The organism is Tessaracoccus lapidicaptus, from assembly GCF_001693815.1.
Classification (GTDB): domain Bacteria; phylum Actinomycetota; class Actinomycetes; order Propionibacteriales; family Propionibacteriaceae; genus Arachnia; species Arachnia lapidicapta.
Map to the genome: position 1 here is coordinate 345,292 of NZ_MBQD01000020.1, position 16,891 is coordinate 362,182.

A 16,891-nucleotide genomic window follows, 5' to 3' on the forward strand; every position below is an offset into this window, starting at 1 on the left:
GGACTATCCAGGAGTGTGCAGCGATGAAGTGCCGCAAATGTGGAACGGAAAGCCCCGCACAAGCGCGGTTCTGCAGCGAATGCGGCGCTCCGCTGACTGACCCCACCGGGGACACCACGACGATGTTCCCCGTCACGAGCGAGGACCGCCCGGTCGAGCTGACCGACCAGGAGTTGCAGGAGATCCGCACCCTCGCGGCCGGCAACGCCCTGCTCGTGGTCAACCGCGGGCGCGGGGACTCTGCGTCCTTCCTCATCGACAGCGACATCACCAACGTCGGCCGCCACCCCGAGTCGGACATCTTCCTCAACGACATCACGGTGTCGCGGCACCACGCGAAGTTCGTGCGCAGCGGCGGCAAGCTCTACCTGGAGGATCTGGGGAGCCTGAACGGCACGTACGTCAACCGCACGCTCCTCGACGGGCGCACGCTGCTGCGCGAGGGGGACGAGATCCAGATCGGCAAGTACCGCGCCACGATCTCGCTGGGCGAGTCCGGTCTGAGCTGATGCCTGGCGCGGCGCGCACCATCGGCCGCGTGCTGGAGATGATCCGGCCCGAGTTCCCCGACATCTCGGTGTCCAAGCTCCGCTACCTGGAGGCGGAGGGCCTGATCTCGCCGGACCGGCAGCAGCCGTCTGGCTATCGGCGGTTCAGCCAGGACGACGTCGACCGGCTGCTGTACGTGCTGCGCGCCCAGCGGGACCGTTACCTGCCCCTCAAGGTCATCCGGGAGGAGTTGGAGGCCCTGGACCGGGGGGAGCAGCCGCCGTCCCTCGCGGCACCGGATCCAGACCCCGAAGCGAGTCCGGACCCGCGGCCCCCCTCCAGGCAGGGCCCGACCCCCGGGCTCATGACGCGCCGCCAGGTGTTGGCGGAGTCGGGACTGGCCGAGGCCGCGTTCATCCAGCTGGAGCGCCTCAAGATCGTGCATCCGCGGCGCGGATCGCAGCTCTACGGGCGCGAGGCCGTCGCCCTCGCGTCCGCGGCCAAGAAGCTGACGAGCTACGGCATCGATCTACGGCAACTTCGGGTCATGCAGCAGGCGGCGGCCATGGACGCGGCGGTCGTGGAACAGGCACTCGAACCCTATCGGCGCCGATCCGGCCCCCCGCAGGAAGTCGTCATGGACCTCTACCGCGTCGTCATGCAGGCGCACGCGGCTCTCCTGCACGGGCAGATGCACTGAGTAGGCTGGACCCATGATCGGCCTCGACGTGCTCGGCATCCGCCTGGTCTCCCCGGAGGAACCCCCGGTGCTGCTGCTGCAGGAGCAGGGCGGCTCGCGGTGCCTGCCCATCTGGATCGGAAACATCGAAGCCGCCGCGATCGCGGTGGCGTTGGAGGGCGAGCCTCCGCAGCGCCCGATGACCCATGACCTGCTCGCGAGCGTCGTCGACCTGCTCGGCGACGGGGTCGGCGAGGCGGGCGCGGTGCGCATCACCCGCATGCACGACGGGGTCTACGACGCCGTCCTCCTCGTCGGCGGGCACGAGATCCCCGCGCGGCCCAGCGATTGTGTGGCCATCGCCGTTCGGCTGGGGTGGCCCATGGAGTGCCCCGTGGCGCTCATGGATCAAGTCGGGGTTGAGGTTGAAGAGTCGTCGACCGATGAGGTCGAGGCCTTCCGGGCGTTCCTCGACACGGTCAACGCCGACGACTTCGAGGACGAGTAATGCCTGGTCAGCCCGGGTTTGCCCGGGCGGCCGGGAGCCGCGTCACCGCCCCCGCCGGGGAGGGCAGGCAAGAATTGTGCCGCCGCTTCGGGCGTGTCGCGGTGCCTGCGCGCCACGGACGGTTAGCGTCGGATCCGCGATGTCCGACGGACGCTGAGGAGTGTGGGGACCGTGACTGAGACGCCCGGAGCCGAGCCGCTGCAGGCGGTGCTGTTCGACGGCGACTTCACCCCTGTGCCGAGCGACACCGGGTACCGGGGACCGATCGCACACCGGGTGGCGGGGATCACGTATCGCCAGCTGGACTACTGGGCCCGGACGGGTCTGGTCGTCCCCTCCATCCGCAACGCCGAGGGCTCCGGGACCCAGCGCCTGTACTCGTTCCGCGACATCCTCCTGCTGCGGGTCGTGAAGCGGTTCCTCGACGTCGGCATCTCGCTGCAGCAGATCCGGGTGGCCATCGACCACCTCCGCGTCCGCGGCGTCGACGACCTCACCGAGCTGACGCTTGTCAGCGACGGCTTCAGCGTGTACGAGGTGACCTCGGCCAACGAACTGTTCGACCTGACCCGCGGGGGCCAGGGCATGTTCATGATCTCGGTCAGCAGCGTCTGGAAGGAACTCGAGGGCACGCTCTCGTCGCTGCCGGGGGAGCGCACCGGGGACGTCGAGGACCAGGCGAGCGACCCGTCCGACGAGCTGGCCGCGCGGCGGCGGTCCAAGGCCGTCTGACCTCTCACGGCCGCCGCGGGCGGTAGGGTCGGCAAGATGAAGGACTGGATCGAGAAGGTCACCAACCAGCCGTTCGTCGCCCACGCGATGGCGGCCAACGAGCGCTACAACAAGCGCCTCGGCCCGCAGTTCGCCGCGGCCGTCACCTACTTCTCCGTCCTGTCGATGGTGCCGATCGTCATGTTCGCGTTCTCGATGCTCGGCTGGACCCTCACGGTGCTGCGTCCTGACCTCATGGACCAGATCAAGGGCATCATCGACGCCGAGCTGGGCGAGGGGACGGATCTGTCGAAGAGCCTCGGGGCCGTCGTCGACCACGCGTTCCGCAACTGGGCCTCGGTCGGAGCGATCGCCGTTCTCACCGCGGGGTACTCCGGGTCCAACTGGGTCGGCAACCTCAAGCGCGCCGTCCGGGTCATGTGGGCCAGCAAGTTCTCCGACGCGTCGGAGAAGGGCAACTTCTTCGCCGAGCTGGGCGTGAACCTGGCCATCTTCGTCGGGCTGCTGGTGAGCGTCGCCGCCAGCCTGACGGTGTCCTCCGTCGGCGGCGGATTCTCCCGGCAGGTCATCGCCTGGTTGGGGTGGGACCACCTGCCGGGGATCGGGTTCGTCTTCCAGGCGGTCGCAGTACTCCTGACCTTCATCGCCAGCTGGATCCTGCTCGCGTTCCTGTTCATCGTGTTCCCGCGGCAGCGCGCCACCCCCAGGGCGTGGCTGACCGGGACCGTCCTGGGGGCCGTGCTGATCACGGTGTTGCAGCAGCTCGCCGGCCGGCTCGTCGGCGTCTTCACCGGCAATCCCGCGGCGTCGGTCTTCGGCCCCGTGATCGTGCTGATGCTGGTGTTCAACCTGCTGGCGACCATCATCCTCATGTCGGCCGCCTGGATCGGCACCGACGAGGTGTGGCCGGCCGATCTGGCGCGCAAGCACGCGGAGCGGGCCTCCGGCATGGCCGCTGCCGCGGAGATCGACCTCGACGACATTCCGCACGGCGACGAGCCGGTCACCCCGCGGCGGTGGTCGGCCACCCGCAGCCTCGACGACCTGCGGCGCGCGCAGCCCATCCCCCCACTGTCGCCGGACCCCGAGCGGGCGGTCCGTCAGGACGTCGCCGGGCGCAGCGTCCGGCTCGGAACGTCCATCGGCTACGGCATCGGAGCTGCGACCGGCCTGGGGCTGGGCGCAGCGGCGGCCGCCCTCGCCCGGAGGGTGCGGCGCCGCCGCTGACTAGGCGAACCGCACCTCCGACCACTGCCCGTCGGTGAGGTCGACGAGCTGCTCGGCGCCGCCGTGCGTGACCCGGTAGCGGCCAGCCGCGGCCGGGGTCCGGGGCCGCAGCCGGACGAGGGTCGGCCGACGGCCCTCCCAAGCCAGGTGGACAAGGACACCGGGCCTGGCCACGATCCCGGTCACCTCACCCGAGTCGAGGCCGAGCGCCAGCGCTGGGATCAGGTCGATCCGTCCGGGGCGGTGGCTCTGGACGAGCGTCTCGACCAACGCGCCCAGGAAGCCCAGATTGCCGTCGATCTGGAACGGTGGGTGAGCGGCGAACAGGTTGGGGTAGAGGCCGCCGCGCTGCCCGAATCCGTCGTCGGCGGGGCGCGTGACCAGGTTCAGGAGCCGGCCCACGGCGGCCGCGTCCCCGAGCCTGGCCCGCAGCGCGATCTTCCAGGCCAGGGACCACCCGGTCGAATCGTCGCCCCGTGTGTCGAGGGTCCGGGCCACAGCAGCGCCGAGCGGCTCCGCGGGGACGACCGTCCCAGGGAACCACGGATAGAGGTGCGACAGGTGCCGATGTCGCGGATCTTCATCGACGCGCGGCGATCCCCACTCCTCGATCCGTCCATCGGCTGCGACGCGCGGAGGCGCGATCCTCGCCTCAGCGGCTGCGGCCTCGGCACCGACCGGGTCGCCGGGCGCGAGCCGCGCCGCGAGCTCCGCCGCCAGGCGCAGGCAGTCACCGGCGATGGCCCGGTCCATGGCCGAGGATGTGGTCACGGATGCCGGCACCCCGGCATGCAGGAACCGGTTCTCCGGGGACGTCGACGGCGAGGTGCTTCCGTCGTCGCCGATCCAGTCGATGAGGAACTGGGCGGCGCCGCGCACGACCGGCCAGAAGCGGTCGAGCGTCTCCCGGGTCATGGCGCCGAAGCGGCGGTGCTCGTCGAACTGCAGCACGAGCCAGGCGCCGCCCATCGGCCAGTGCGCCCAGGAAGCGTCTCCGCCGGTGGGCAGCGAGTAGGCCCAGGCGTCGGAGTTGTGGTGTGCCACCCAGCCTCGCGCCGCGTAGAGCCGCCGGGCGGTGTCGCGGCCCCGGTCCGCCAAGCCCTCGAGGAGTGTCAGGAGGGCCTCATGGGCGCCGGAGGCGCCGGTCGATTCGGCGCCCCAGTAGTTCATCTGCAGGTTGATGTTCAAGGTGTAGGCCGACGACCACGGCGGCTGCATCTCGGCGTTCCAGATCCCTTGCAGAGTCGCCGGGAGACCGCCGGGGCGGCTCGACGCCACGAGGAGGTAGCGGGAGTACTCGGCGAGCAGGGCGAGCAGTCCCGGGTCCTCCCGGGCCACGTCGGCGACCTCCCGGAGACGCCGGTCCGGGTCCAGCGACTCGCGTGCCGAGCCCGCACCGAGGCGCAGGCTGAAGTCGCCGGCGAGTGCCGCGTAGCGGGCACGGTGGCGGTCGAACGCCTCACCGACGTCGGCCTGTGCGCGCGCGGCGGCACGCTCGGCGGCAGGTCCTGCGGGGCCGGGATCGAGGGTGGGGGAGCGGAACGTCGTCTCGATCGCCAGCGCGACGTCGACGGCCCTGGCGCCGGTGATGGTGATCCGGCCGTCGGGGTCCCCGGTCACGGCGCCGTCGGTGACGACACGCAGGTGCAGCATCACCTGCGCCGGAGCGACCCCGGGCCGTTCCCAGGTGCACGCCGGTTCGTCGGGCTCATGGCCGGGGGCGACATCAGCGGGGAGGGCGAGCTGCATCGCCACGCCGTCGGCCATCGTGGTCAGGCTGACCCGACGCAGCGACGTCGTCAGGGCGATGGACAGGTCGGCCGGCCGGTTCCCGCGCATGCGGTGGACCAGCACGTCGTCGGCCCACGCCGTGGCGGTGGTCGCCATCCACGAGCCGGTCGACGAGGCGAGCGTGGCGTGGTGCACCGCGGTGTCCAGGTCCAGCGTCCTCGTGACCGAGGGCTCGTCGAGCCCCAGGAGGATCTCCAGCTCGCCCACCGGCAGGTACGCCTGGGCGTAGTGATGCTGCAGCGGCCGCAGCGCCTCCTCGGCGCCGACGGGGTCGCCGCGGCCCAGGAGGTCGCGGGCCGCGGCCAGCGCTTCCGAGGCCCGCCCTGGTGCTACCAGGTCGCGGCGGGCCGAGCCGATCCCGCCGGACCAGGCGGTGGACTCGTTGAGCCCGATCCGCACGCCCGCACCATCGACCCCCACCATCGCCCCGATCCGGCCGTTGCCCAGCGGTAGCCGGTCGAGCCAGCCGGTGGACGGACGCCCGTAGCGCAGGATGGTCATGTGTTCTCCTCAAGGCGGACGACGGCGACATCCCCGGCGGGGACGACGACATTACCGGCCGCGACGCGGCCCGTGATGAGATCGGTCCCGTGGGCCTCCAGGGTCCCATCCTCCTGCGAGTGGTTGATCGCGACGAGATACGAGGACGTGCCGGCGCGCCGGTGGACGACCTCCAGGCCGGTGAACCCGCGGGCCTCGACGCCGGCCGCCCGCACGATGCGGCCCAGGTGACGGCCTAGGTCCCCGGCCGCGAGGCGGGTCGACAGGTAGTGGACCCGGCCGCCGCCGGGCAGCGGACGCTCGGTGATGGCGGGGGAGCCGGGCCCGACGACAGGATGGGCGTCGTCTGTGTAGGCGCACACGGCCGTGGCGCCGCTCAGGTGCAGGCGCTCGGTCCAGGCCTCCGCCGTGGATCCGTCGCTCAGGGTCACCCGCTCCCCGTCGCGGAGCGGGACGTGCTCCTCGACGCGCACCCCCGCGAGGTCGGCGAACGCCCCGCTGTAGGAGCCCTGCCGCACGTGGAGACGTTCGTCGGTGCTGCCGGCGAAGTGCCACACCGCCAGGTGTCCGCCGCTGTGGGCGAAGTCCGCGAACGCCGCTGCGTCGCGGTCGGACACGGCGAGCAGGCTGGGCACGAGCACGACGTCGTAGCGCGACAGGTCGCCGTCCGGGGCCACGACGTCGGCCACCACGCCGAGCTCCCACAGCGTGGTGTGGACGCGCCGGACAGCGGGCAGGAACCCGACGTCGGCCGACGGCATGGCGCGCGTGTCGGCGGCCCACCAGGCGTCGGCGCTCCACACGATCGCGACCCGGGAGTCCACGACGGGGCCGTCGGTGGGTGCCATCGCGAGCTCGGCGACGCGGGGTAGCTCGCGCCCGAGCTGCTCGATCTCCCGGAACAGCCGGGAGTCGGCGCCGAAGTGCGGCACCATCGCCGAGTGGAAGAACTCCGCGCCGACCACCGGGGACCGCCACTGGAAGAACAGCGAGCCCATGGCCCCCCGGGCCAGGTACTGGTAGGTGTTGCGCCGCATCCGGCCCGGCTTCTTGACCAGCATGCGGCCGCCGTCGTAGTCGTAGACCAGGCTCGTGGCCTGCTCCATCAGCAGCCACGGCGCGCCTCCGGCGAACGACCTCGCCAGGTCCGCTCCGAAGGCCGCGTGCACCTCGCCCGACGGGCCCGGATCGTCCAGGTAGTGATCGATCGAGACGACGTCGAGCTCTCGAGCGAACGCCCACTGGTCGTAGTGATTCCAGCTGGGGAGCATGAAGTTGGTGGTGACGGGCACGCCCGGGCTCAGTTCCCGGACGATGGCGACCTGGTCCCGCAGCCGCTCCAGCAGCAGGTCGGCGCTGAAGCGCTTGAAGTCGAGCACGTGTGCCGGGTTGGGGAGGTACTGCGTGGCCTGGGGGGCGTGCACGTCGCGCCAGTCGCCGTAGACCTGGGACCAGAAGGTCGTGTTCCAGGCCTCGTTGAGCCGCGACAGGTCGCCGTAGCGGGCCCGGAGCCACTCCCGGAAGGCCACGTCGGTCACGGGCCCGTAGGACACCGTGCCGTACTCGTTGTGGAGGTGCCACATCCGCAGGGCCGGGTGGCTCCCGTAGCGCTCCGCGAGCGCCCGGGTGATGCGGGCCGCCGCCTCCCGGTACGCGGGGGCAGCGGGGTTGTAGGTGTCGCGGCTGCCGTGGATGAGCCGGACGCCGTCGGCCGTGACGGGCAGCCCCTCGGGGTGGAGCCGCGAGAACCATGGCGGGGGAGAGGCCGTCGGGGTGGCCAGCACCACCCCGATCCCGGCGGCAGTCAGTCGTTCCAGCGCGTCGTCGAGCCATCCGAACTCGAAGCGGCCGGGCTCAGGCTCCAGGGACGACCAGGCGAAGACCCCGACGGTCACCGTCGTGATGCCGGCCCGCTCCATGAGCTCCAGGTCCTCGTCGAGCACGGCCGGCGGCCACTGCTCCGGGTTGTAGTCGCCGCCGAACCACACGCCCTCGTGTCGAAGCGTTTCGAAAGTCACGCGCTCACCCTACACGGGGGCGCTCAGCAGTGGTGCACCTCGGTGGGCTCGTTCCAGTCGGTGTACTCCTCGTCGGTCTCCATGCCGAACAGCTCCGCCAGGTGCAGGATCTTGCGGGCGCGCGCCATGCGGGGCAGATCGGACCCGTCCCGGATCTCACCGCCCTGGGCGTCGAGCTGGCGGAGGAACTGCCGCGCCCACGAGATGTCGGCGACGGAGGGGGAGAGGATCTCGTTGACGATCGGCGCCTGCTCGGGCGTGAGGCATATCTTGCCCGTCATCCCGAACTGCGTGGTCACCCCGGCCGCGTCGGCGAGGGCCACGCCCAGGGCGCCGACCGACGGTCCGTCGATGGGACCCGGCAGGCCGGCGCCCCGTGCCGCGATCGTGAACTGCGAGCGCGTGTAGGCGAGCGTGAGGGGATCATCGGCGAATCCGGTGTCGCGGCGGTAGTCGCCCAGCCCGAAGCCCAACCGGAACGTGGGGCGCGCCTCCGCGATCTGCTGCAGGGACTGGACCCCGCGCGCGGTCTCGACCAGCGCCACGATGCGGACGCCGGGCAGGAGCTCGGCGGTCCGGATGACGTGTTCGGGCGACTCGACCATCGCCAGGATGACGCCGGACAGGTTCGGCGTCGCCGCGAGGGTGCGACAGTCCCGCTCCCAGTGCTCGGTACCGAAGCCGTTGATGCGCACCCACGCGTGGTGCCCGGCCCGCAGCCAGTCGACCACGTTGGACCGTGCCTCATCCTTCCGGCTGGGCGCGACCGCGTCCTCCACGTCCAGCACGACGGCGTCGGCCGCGGATCGGGCCGCTGAGTCGAAACGGGGCGGTTGGGTGGCGTTGACGAGCAGCCACGAACGGGCGAACTCGGGGCCGAAGGTGGCGGGCTTGGCTGCCTGGTGCACTGTTTGTCCTCCTTGACGAACGTGCCTCAGGATAACTTCACATCAAGAGATGACGACGGACGTCCACCAGGCAGGAGGGCCCGCGCCGGCTGGTGCCGGGGCGGGCCCTCCTGTGGTGGGGCGTCAGTGAGCCGTGGCCGGGGCGGGGAACTCCTGCCCGATGCCGGCGAGCAGCTCCTTGAACCAGTCCTGCTGGATGTCGAAGGGCTTGCCGCCCTTGATGCGGTCGAACGCGATGACGCTCAGCACGTCACCGTTCTCCTCGTCCTGACCGACGACGCCCGGCTCCCCGCGCAGGGCGGAGTCGACCGCGAGGTCGGTGCACTGCTTGATGAGCGCCAGATCGGCGTCGTTGGCCGCGGCCGAGCGGGAGAAGTAGCCGGACTTCTGGATCATGACCTTCTCCGCCGAGAGCTTCTTGGCGAACTTGGAGCCGAACCAGGCGCCGGGGTTGATCTTGTCGATCTTGACGTGACCGAACGGGTCGCGCGGCACCTCTTCGCCCGCAGCCTCCATCTCGGCGACGATGGAGTCCAGGCCGGCGCCCTCCGACAGGAAGATGGTGACGTTGCCGACGCGGTCCATGACCTCGCTCAGCCGCTCGGCCTCCTTGGCCAGGTCGATGACGCCCTCGGGGACGTACACGCCGTGGATGTCCCACGCCTCGCGGGACAGCCCGATCTCCGGCAGCCACTCCTGCGTGTCGAGCCACTTGCGGTACTCGGCAGCGGTGGCGGCGGTCAGCCATCCGCAGTGGCGGCCCATGACCTCGTGCACGATCAGCATGCGCGAGCCCGAGTTGTGCTCGGCGACGATGTTCTCGGCGAAGATCGCGCCCTGCTCGGCGGCGGTCCATGCGCCGAGGGACTGCTTGATGGGCACCACGTCGTTGTCGATGGTCTTGGGCAGGCCGACGACCGTCAGCCCGTAGTCGTGCTCGGCGAGGTAGGCCGCCAGGTCCGCAGCGGTGGTGTTGGTGTCGTCGCCGCCGATGGTGTGCAGCACGTCGACGCCGTCGGCGACCAGGCGGTCAGCCGCGACCTTGAGCGGGTTGTCGCCCTCGGCGACCAGGCCTCGCTTGACGAGGTCCTTCGCGTTGGTGAGCTTGACGCGGGAGTTGCCGACGGGGGAGCCGCCGAACTTGTGCAGCAGCGCGGCGTTGGCGCGCACGGTGTCGTCGACGACGAGGTAGTCGCCCTTGAGCAGACCCTGGTACCCGTGGCGGTAGGCGATGATCTCCACCTCCGGCGCGACCTGCGTGTAGCGCTCGATGAGGCCACCGATCGCCGAGGACAGGCAGGGAGCGAAACCACCGGCCGTGAGGATGGCTACCTTCTTGACCATGAGTGTCCTTTCATGAAGTTCGGAGCGTCTGCGCGACGCCACCCCCAGCCTATTGCACCGCTCTCCGGAGCCCCGAAGGGGTGTCGGATGCCAGGGACACGACTTGTCCACAGGTCGCGGGCCGACGGCGCGGAGTGACCCCGTTGTCTTGGCACGATGGCGCCATGCATGGACGAGGAGATCAACGCGGTCTGACCCAGGCCGTCCAGGCTGTCGTCCTGTTCCCGCTGGCCCTCGGGGTCTTCCTGGGTCTGCTGCAGTGGTCCCTCCACGCGTGGGCACACTCCACGGCCCTGGCAGCCGCGCAGGAAGGTGCCGCCGTGGCGGCGGCCTTCGACGGCACCGCGGACCTGGGGCGCACGGCTGCGGCCCGCGTCGCGGCCAACGGCTCGCTGAGCGCGGTCTCGGTCCGGGTCACGCGGAGCAGCGCGACGACGGAGGCGACGGTACGCGGGCGCGTGGTCACGATCATCTGGGCCCGGGACGTCAGCGCCACCGCCCGGGTGCCCACCGAACGGGTGACCGGCTCGTGAGCGGGCGGGATCAGCGCGGCCTGTCCATGTCCGTCGAGGCCGTCGTCCTCATCCCCGCGCTCCTGCTCGTCGTCGGGTTGCTCCTGGTCCTTGCGCGCGTGGCGATCGCCGACCAACACGTGGGGGTCGCAGCGGGGGCAGGCGCGAGGGCCGCATCGCTCGAGCGGACTCAGGCCGCAGGCGAGCGCGCGGCGCGGGCCGCCGTCGTCCGAGCGTTGGGGGACCGGGGTGTGGCATGTCGGCACACGTCGGTCACGCTCGACACTTCGGGGCTCACCCGGGCGCTGGGCGAACGGGCGCGCGTCTCGGTCGAGGTCGGCTGCAGCGTCGACCTGAGCGACGTCTCGCTGCCGTTCATGCCCGGAACCGTGGCGGTGTCGGCCACGCGAACGTCCCCGGTCGACCCGCTTCGCGGTGGCTAGAGTGGCGTCATGACTACGACGCATCGCCGCCTCGGCCAGTTCACCGTTTCCTCCGTCGGCCTCGGGGCCATGCCGTTCTCCATGAGCGACAAGCCCGAGAAGCCGTCCGAGGAGCAGGCGATCGCCACTGTGCACGCCGCCCTTGACGCCGGGGTCACACTCATCGACACGGCTGACATCTACGCGCCCAGCTGGGATTCCATGGGCCACAACGAGCGCATCGTCGCGAAGGCTCTGCGCAGCTACTCCGGCGACACCAGCAACGTCGTCGTCGCGACCAAGGGTGGCATCACCCGGAGCGAGGGTGAGCGCTGGGGACGTAACTCCGATCCGGCCTACCTGCGCGCGCGCGTGGAGGCAGCCCTCGACGTTCTCGGCGTCGACAAGCTCGACCTGTTCTACCTGCACCGCCCGGACCGGAGCCGTGTCTACGCCGAGGTGATGGAGACCTACGCCGCACTGAAGGCCGAGGGGCTCATCGCGGAGATCGGCATTTCGAACGCCAACGTCGAGGAGATCCAGATCGCCGTCGACGTCCTGGGGGAGGGGGAGCTGGCGGCGGTGCAGAACGAGTTCTCGCCGAAGTTCAACCACACCAGCAAGTCCGAGCTGGACTTCTGCGCCCGCCACGGGATCGCGTTCCTGCCCTGGTCCCCCCTCGGCGGCACGGGCGGCGGGGCCGCGGCGGTCGGGACCAGGTTCCCGGTGCTGGCGGAGATCGCCGGCCGGCACGGGGTCTCTCCGCAGCAGGTGACCCTGGCCTGGGAGCTGGCTCTGGGCGACCACGTGATCGTGATCCCCGGCGCCTCTCGCCCCGAGTCGATCCGCGACTCGGCGGGGGCCATGCACCTCACCCTGACCGCCGACGAGGTCGACGCCATCTCGGGCGCGGTCCTCTGACGCTCCAGTAGCCTGGGCCCATGGCCCAGTACTTCGACGTCCACCCCGAGAACCCACAGCCCAGGGCCCTGGCACAGGTGGCCAGGATCCTGGAGCAGGGGGGACTCGTGGCGTACCCGACCGACTCCTGCTTCGCGCTCGGGTGCGCGCTCGGCAACGCGGCCGGCATCGAACGGATCCGCAGGATCCGTCAGCTCGACGACAAGCACCACTTCACGCTGGTGGTCGACTCCTTCGCGAAGCTGGGGGCGTATGTCGAGATGGACAACCGGATTTTCCGCGCCGTCAAGGCCGCGACGCCGGGCCCGTACACCTTCATCCTCAAGGCGTCGCGGGAGGTGCCCAAGATGATGCAGCACCCGAAGAAGCGCACCGTCGGGGTCCGCATCCCGAACCACCGGACCACGTTGGCACTTCTGGACGCGGTCGGGGCCCCGCTGGTGTCGTCGACGCTCCTGATGCCGGGGCATGAGGAGTCCCTCACGGACGGCTGGGCGATCAAGGAGTTCCTGGACCATCAGATCGACGCGGTGCTCGACTCCGGGGACTGCGGGGTGGAACCCACGACCGTCGTAGACCTGAGCGGCGACGAGCCCGTGATCGCCCGCGTGGGGGCGGGGGACCCGTCGCCGTTCGAGGCCTAGACCCTCAGCGGATCGTCCACCCGCCGTCCGCGTCGATCACCACCAGTGCTGGCCCTGCGAGAAGAGCCGCCTGCGCCGTGGTCGGGCCGATCTTGTTGACCAAGATCTTCCACTCCTCGCCATATTGGTCGACGATGAAGTTGCTCGACCCCGAGTGGGTGAGGGTCGCAGTCCGCACCCCACCCATGTACCACAGCACGTCCGGGCCCTGGCCGGTGATCTCGCCGGAGAACTGTCGCGCCAACGAGAGTGGACGGACAGTCAGCTCCCAGGAGCCCTCAGTGTCCACTTGGATCCTGCGGACGTCGTCGTAGAGTCCGAACGCTCCGGTGCCCCGCGTAGTGGACGGCTCGAGGAACAGCGGCCAATCCACCTCGACATTCTCGGCGTCGAGCGCAGTCACTCCGAGGGAATCGTATTCGTCCGCGGCGGCATAGCTGACACTGACCGTCCCCCTGACAACGCCAACAGGGAGCGTCAAGACGGTGCTGCCCGTGCCGCTGTATCGCGCGAAGTAGTCTGTGGAGAACCGGACGATGTTGTTGAAGACCCAGTCGCTCCGGGTCACGAACTTCGTGGCGCCGGTGGACGTCTTGGTCGCAGCAATGAAGGTAGACCAGATGTATGAGCGACAGCCGTTCCGGCCTGATGTGGTGGTGTCGCATTCCGTGCGCCATTCCCGCCCGTTCTTGATGAACTCCCCGCTGTTGCCGAGGGGGTTGTTCGACCACTGAGCGCGCGGAGACGGCAGATAGGTGAGGTTGTTGAACACCCACCCGTTCGTCTGCACGTACCGCCCACTCACCATCTTGACCTGGGTCGCCCAGATGTTTGTGAAACACCTCGTGACAGTGGTGCTGTAGGCCGAGCACTCGGTCTGCCACTGGCGGCCATTGACCGTGTGGTAACCGGGCGTGGTGTAGACGTCGAGAGCCGACGCAGGTGACGCTGACGTCCAGGACGTGAGGCCGACCAATGCCATCACGAGCCCGACAAGGAGTTTCTTCATGGCGCGAAGCCTATGGCACGCCCGGTCCACCCCTGACAGGCCTTCAGTCAGCGCCGGCCGCCGCCGAGGAGACCGCCCAGGATGTCGCCGAGGATCCCGCCGCCGAGTCCGCCCGGCAATCCCTGGCTCTGCGGCGCCTGGGGCGTCGGCTGCCGCCCGGTCGACTGATCCGGCATCGGCATGCGCAGACCCCCGTCTCCGCCGGACGTTTCGGGGACCCGGAACTGAGGTTGGCCGCCCGACTGCGGGGCGGGGGAGGGCGCGGGACGGCCGCCCTGCTGCCCGCCGCCGAGGATCTGGCCCAGGATGTCGCCGAGCCCGCCGCCGGACTGCTGCTGGCCCTGGCCTCGCCCCGTCAGCTTGCCCGCGAGCCACGCCATCACGATGGGCGCCAGGAGCGGCAGCAGCTTCTGGATGAGCGAGCTGCCGCCGCCGAGGCCGCCCAGGCGGTCCACGACCTGCTGCTCATTCGAGCCGAAGACGTTGTGCGTGATCTTCGCGCCGTCGTTCTCGTCGAGGGCGTCGAGGTCGACCCCACCGTCGAGCAGGTGCGGATCGTGCTGGGAGAGGGCGGAGCGCAGCGAGGCTTCGCCCGCGGGATCCTGGGCGTTGGCGCCCATGCCCATGAGCAGGGCGGGGAGGGCCGTCCGCGCGGCCTGCTCGACCTCCTCCGGGGTGGCGCCCACACGGCGGGCCAACTGGTCGACGGGGAGGGTGGACATGAGGTCGTCGTAATCGAACACGTGCGTACTCCTTCTGGTGCGGGTACGGCTCGTCGGTGCCGTATGTCCACGCTACCCAGCCGGACGCCGTGTCGGGCTCGATCGCGACAGCCGGTATCCGGGACCGCGTCAGGCCGGCGGCCCCAGACGGTGCGCTCGGAACAGGCAGGCGTAGTCAACGCCCATCGTCCGACCCTGTCCCGCCAGCATCTCGGGGATGAAGTCCCTGGGGGCCGGGTGCCCCGGGATGTCGGCGAGATAGGCCGCATGGGCCTCGAGCGAGCGGACACCGGCGTCGACGTCGTCGCTCGTCAGCACAGCGCCGTGCGTGGGGGAGTTGTCCGCGGCCACGAGCAGCCAACTGGCGGCCCACTTCGGCAGCCCCTCGTCACGAGCGAGCTCGGGGTGGACCCAGGTGTTGTCGGCGTCGCGGACCGCGTCGAGGGTCACCAATCCGGCGACCCGGTGGTCCGCCTGGTTGAGCCCCCAGCCCACCTCGACATCCCACGAGGTGGTGACGACGACGTCGGGCCTGAACCGCCGGATCTTCCGCGCCACGTCTCGGCGGAGAGCGAGCGAGTACACGAGCATCCCGTCTGGGTGGTCCAAGATCTCCAGATCCGTGACCCCGACCTCCGCACAGGCAGCACGCTGCTCCCTCGCGCGCAGGGGGCCGACCTCCGACGGCGGACGCTGCATGCCTGCCTCACCCGCGGTGAGGAGGAGGTAGGCCACCTCGGCGCCCTGGACGACCCAGCGGTGGACACACGCCGACAACCCGTACTCGACATCGTCAGGATGGGCCACGACGCACAGGATCCTGCGGAAGCCCTCATCGGGCAGGACATCCAGCGAGGGCGGCCCAGGCTCAGCTGTGCTCATGCTTCCTCCTCGTGGCGTGCCGGGGGGTCGGCCGCGAGCGCGGTCACGGCGCGGACGATCAGGGAACGGGGGAGCGGCTCATCGAGCGGGAACCACAGGGTTCCCTTGCCGCGGACATAAGGGGCGAGGTCGGCCTGGAGGTCCGGCTGCGCGGGAATCGGGTACATGGCCACGTGGTCCCTCCATCCCGAGACGAAGACCCTGGCGCGGCCCGTGACGGGCTTGTAGCCCACGATGCCGTAGCTGAGGACCTCATCGGCCTGGGGGAGCGTGTCACGCACCAGCCGTCGGAGCTCATCGAACTTGGGCCGGGCGACGGGCGGGACGGTGGCGACGTACTCGTCCACGGTGGACGGCTTGGTCGGCGGGGCCTCCGCGAGGGAATAGCTGGCCTCGAGCAGGTCGCGCAGGACGCCGAGATCCGCGTCGTCGAGCTTCGTGAGGTACAGACACGAGACGCTGCTTCTGTGTTTGCCCAGCCGCGCGAGGTGGTCGCCGTACCGGTCGAACCCCTCGCTGAAATAGATCGTCAGAGTGGCCTTGCGCGGGCTGAAGGAAAGTCTGGGCATGTCGCCCTCCCGCCCGGTGTCGTAGCGGTAGTGCTGGGAGCCGAACCCGATGATGCTGGGGCCCCACATCGTCGGCTCCGCCCCGGTGATGTCGCGCATCATGGCGATGAGCTGCGCCGCCTCGCGGCGGCGCCGCTCGGGAACGGTGTCGAGAAACTCCTGCACCGGAACAGAAGTGGGGCGGGTGACAGCATCATCGCCGGGCATCTGCCCACTCTCCGCGCAGCGACCCGGACCTGTCAAGGATCAACATCACCGTCCCCGCGGAATTACCCTCGGCTGACGCGGTGCCAGAAGGGGATCGATGAAGCCGTGCAGCAACTGGGTCTGCTGCGCCGTGGAGGATGAGATGACATAATGCAGCTTATCGGTCATCGGTCTTCACGGAACGGGCCGGAGGCCGCGGAGCCCTGCAACGGGTTCGTGATCTGGTCCTTCGTCCGGTCGACCTGGACGGTCCACCAGCTTCCGAGCCTCACCGCCCGGGCTGCTGCCGACAAACAAAGAACCCCCTCTTGCGAGGGGGTTCGTCGGTGGGCGATGCCAGGTTTGAACTGGCGACCTCTTCCGTGTCAAGGAAGCGCGCTACCACTGCGCCAACCGCCCGAGGTGGAGACGGGATTTGAACCCGTGTACACGGATTTGCAGTCCGTTGCCTCGCCTCTCGGCCACTCCACCTGGATGGAGGTTTACCCTCCCCAAGCGGGTTGGGAGAGACTTATCTCCGAGCGGACGACGAGATTCGAACTCGCGACCCTCACCTTGGCAAGGTGATGCTCTACCAACTGAGCCACGTCCGCCTGCGTCTCGCGGTTCCTGCCCTTGTGGGCTGGGCCGTCCGGCGCGTAGAGAACATTAGCGCAGCCTTTCCAAGGATGCAAAATCACGAGTTGACTCATCGAAGATGCCCGCGTAGCTGGAGTCGTTGACTCATCTGAAGATGCCCGCGTGGGTCAGACTCGGGGATGGAGTTGACGATGGCGACACGTAGAGCGGTCACGCAGGCTCAGCTG

The 16,891-nt window shown here is 70.0% G+C and carries 17 protein-coding genes and 3 tRNA genes; 9 read left to right on the forward strand and 11 right to left on the reverse strand.

The window, feature by feature from the left end:
* Positions 1 to 23: 23 nt before the first annotated feature.
* From BCR15_RS06935 to BCR15_RS06955, 5 genes are all read left to right on the forward strand, one after another.
* Positions 24 to 509 (forward strand): double zinc ribbon and FHA domain-containing protein, encoded by a 486-nt coding sequence (locus BCR15_RS06935; RefSeq protein ID WP_068751444.1) that lies wholly within the window; start codon positions 24 to 26, stop codon positions 507 to 509.
* The gene (gene ftsR / locus BCR15_RS06940) at positions 509 to 1,189 is read left to right on the forward strand and encodes a transcriptional regulator FtsR (protein WP_068751445.1); all 681 of its coding nucleotides are present in this window, start codon (positions 509 to 511) and stop codon (positions 1,187 to 1,189) included. The genes BCR15_RS06935 and ftsR overlap by 1 nt, the downstream gene beginning before the upstream one ends.
* 13 nt (positions 1,190 to 1,202) lie before the next feature.
* On the forward strand, positions 1,203 to 1,676 hold the full coding sequence (locus BCR15_RS06945) for a bifunctional nuclease family protein (RefSeq protein WP_068751446.1): 474 nt from the start codon (positions 1,203 to 1,205) through the stop codon (positions 1,674 to 1,676).
* Positions 1,677 to 1,847: 171 nt separating this feature from the next.
* A complete protein-coding gene (locus BCR15_RS06950) occupies positions 1,848 to 2,408 on the forward strand; it encodes a MerR family transcriptional regulator (RefSeq protein WP_269466674.1) in 561 nt (186 codons plus the stop codon).
* Positions 2,409 to 2,444: 36 nt separating this feature from the next.
* On the forward strand, positions 2,445 to 3,635 hold the full coding sequence (locus tag BCR15_RS06955; RefSeq protein WP_068751448.1) for a YhjD/YihY/BrkB family envelope integrity protein: 1,191 nt from the start codon (positions 2,445 to 2,447) through the stop codon (positions 3,633 to 3,635).
* Here the strand turns inward: BCR15_RS06955 and BCR15_RS06960 are convergent, their stop codons facing one another.
* The 4 genes from BCR15_RS06960 to BCR15_RS06975 form a co-directional block, all read right to left on the reverse strand.
* Entirely contained in the window at positions 3,636 to 5,927 is a 2,292-nt protein-coding gene (locus tag BCR15_RS06960) for a glycosyl hydrolase family 95 catalytic domain-containing protein (RefSeq protein WP_068751449.1), read from the reverse strand. It lies immediately after the preceding gene.
* A complete protein-coding gene (locus BCR15_RS06965; protein WP_068751450.1) occupies positions 5,924 to 7,945 on the reverse strand; it encodes a beta-galactosidase in 2,022 nt (673 codons plus the stop codon). Before BCR15_RS06965 ends, BCR15_RS06960 begins: the two co-directional genes overlap by 4 nt.
* Positions 7,946 to 7,968: 23 nt before the next feature.
* On the reverse strand, positions 7,969 to 8,853 hold the full coding sequence (locus BCR15_RS06970; protein ID WP_068751451.1) for an HpcH/HpaI aldolase/citrate lyase family protein: 885 nt from the start codon (positions 8,851 to 8,853) through the stop codon (positions 7,969 to 7,971).
* Between the two features lie 123 nt (positions 8,854 to 8,976).
* On the reverse strand, positions 8,977 to 10,197 hold the full coding sequence (locus tag BCR15_RS06975) for a pyrophosphate--fructose-6-phosphate 1-phosphotransferase (RefSeq protein WP_068751452.1): 1,221 nt from the start codon (positions 10,195 to 10,197) through the stop codon (positions 8,977 to 8,979).
* A 164-nt stretch (positions 10,198 to 10,361) separates the two neighbouring features.
* Between BCR15_RS06975 and BCR15_RS06980 the strand changes: the two genes are divergently transcribed.
* From BCR15_RS06980 to BCR15_RS06995, 4 genes are read left to right on the forward strand one after another with little or no spacing between them, the layout of a single operon-like run.
* A complete protein-coding gene (locus BCR15_RS06980) occupies positions 10,362 to 10,730 on the forward strand; it encodes a TadE/TadG family type IV pilus assembly protein (RefSeq protein WP_068751453.1) in 369 nt (122 codons plus the stop codon).
* Positions 10,727 to 11,152, forward strand: a complete 426-nt coding sequence (locus tag BCR15_RS06985; protein ID WP_068751454.1) for a hypothetical protein — start codon at positions 10,727 to 10,729, stop codon at positions 11,150 to 11,152. The genes BCR15_RS06980 and BCR15_RS06985 overlap by 4 nt, the downstream gene beginning before the upstream one ends.
* Before the next feature lie 9 nt (positions 11,153 to 11,161).
* Positions 11,162 to 12,052 carry an aldo/keto reductase gene (locus BCR15_RS06990; RefSeq protein WP_068751455.1) on the forward strand — a complete coding sequence of 297 codons (891 nt, stop codon included), beginning with the start codon at positions 11,162 to 11,164 and terminating at the stop codon, positions 12,050 to 12,052.
* Positions 12,053 to 12,072: 20 nt separating this feature from the next.
* On the forward strand, positions 12,073 to 12,696 hold the full coding sequence (locus tag BCR15_RS06995; RefSeq protein ID WP_068751456.1) for an L-threonylcarbamoyladenylate synthase: 624 nt from the start codon (positions 12,073 to 12,075) through the stop codon (positions 12,694 to 12,696).
* A 4-nt stretch (positions 12,697 to 12,700) separates the two neighbouring features.
* Here BCR15_RS06995 and BCR15_RS07000 read toward each other — a convergent pair whose 3' ends face one another.
* The 7 genes from BCR15_RS07000 to BCR15_RS07030 form a co-directional block, all read right to left on the reverse strand.
* Entirely contained in the window at positions 12,701 to 13,705 is a 1,005-nt protein-coding gene (locus tag BCR15_RS07000) for a hypothetical protein (protein WP_068751457.1), read from the reverse strand.
* A gap of 47 nt (positions 13,706 to 13,752) precedes the next feature.
* Positions 13,753 to 14,448 (reverse strand): DUF937 domain-containing protein, encoded by a 696-nt coding sequence (locus tag BCR15_RS07005; RefSeq protein WP_141680056.1) that lies wholly within the window; start codon positions 14,446 to 14,448, stop codon positions 13,753 to 13,755.
* 108 nt (positions 14,449 to 14,556) lie between these two features.
* Positions 14,557 to 15,309 carry a PIG-L deacetylase family protein gene (locus tag BCR15_RS07010; RefSeq protein WP_068751458.1) on the reverse strand — a complete coding sequence of 251 codons (753 nt, stop codon included), beginning with the start codon at positions 15,307 to 15,309 and terminating at the stop codon, positions 14,557 to 14,559.
* Positions 15,306 to 16,085, reverse strand: a complete 780-nt coding sequence (locus BCR15_RS07015; protein ID WP_083196583.1) for a DUF1801 domain-containing protein — start codon at positions 16,083 to 16,085, stop codon at positions 15,306 to 15,308. The genes BCR15_RS07010 and BCR15_RS07015 overlap by 4 nt, the downstream gene beginning before the upstream one ends.
* A 327-nt stretch (positions 16,086 to 16,412) precedes the next feature.
* Positions 16,413 to 16,484 (reverse strand) — tRNA-Val (locus BCR15_RS07020).
* A gap of 1 nt (position 16,485) precedes the next feature.
* Positions 16,486 to 16,556 (reverse strand) — tRNA-Cys (locus BCR15_RS07025).
* Positions 16,557 to 16,605: 49 nt separating this feature from the next.
* Positions 16,606 to 16,678 (reverse strand) — tRNA-Gly (locus BCR15_RS07030).
* Positions 16,679 to 16,891 lie beyond the last annotated feature (213 nt).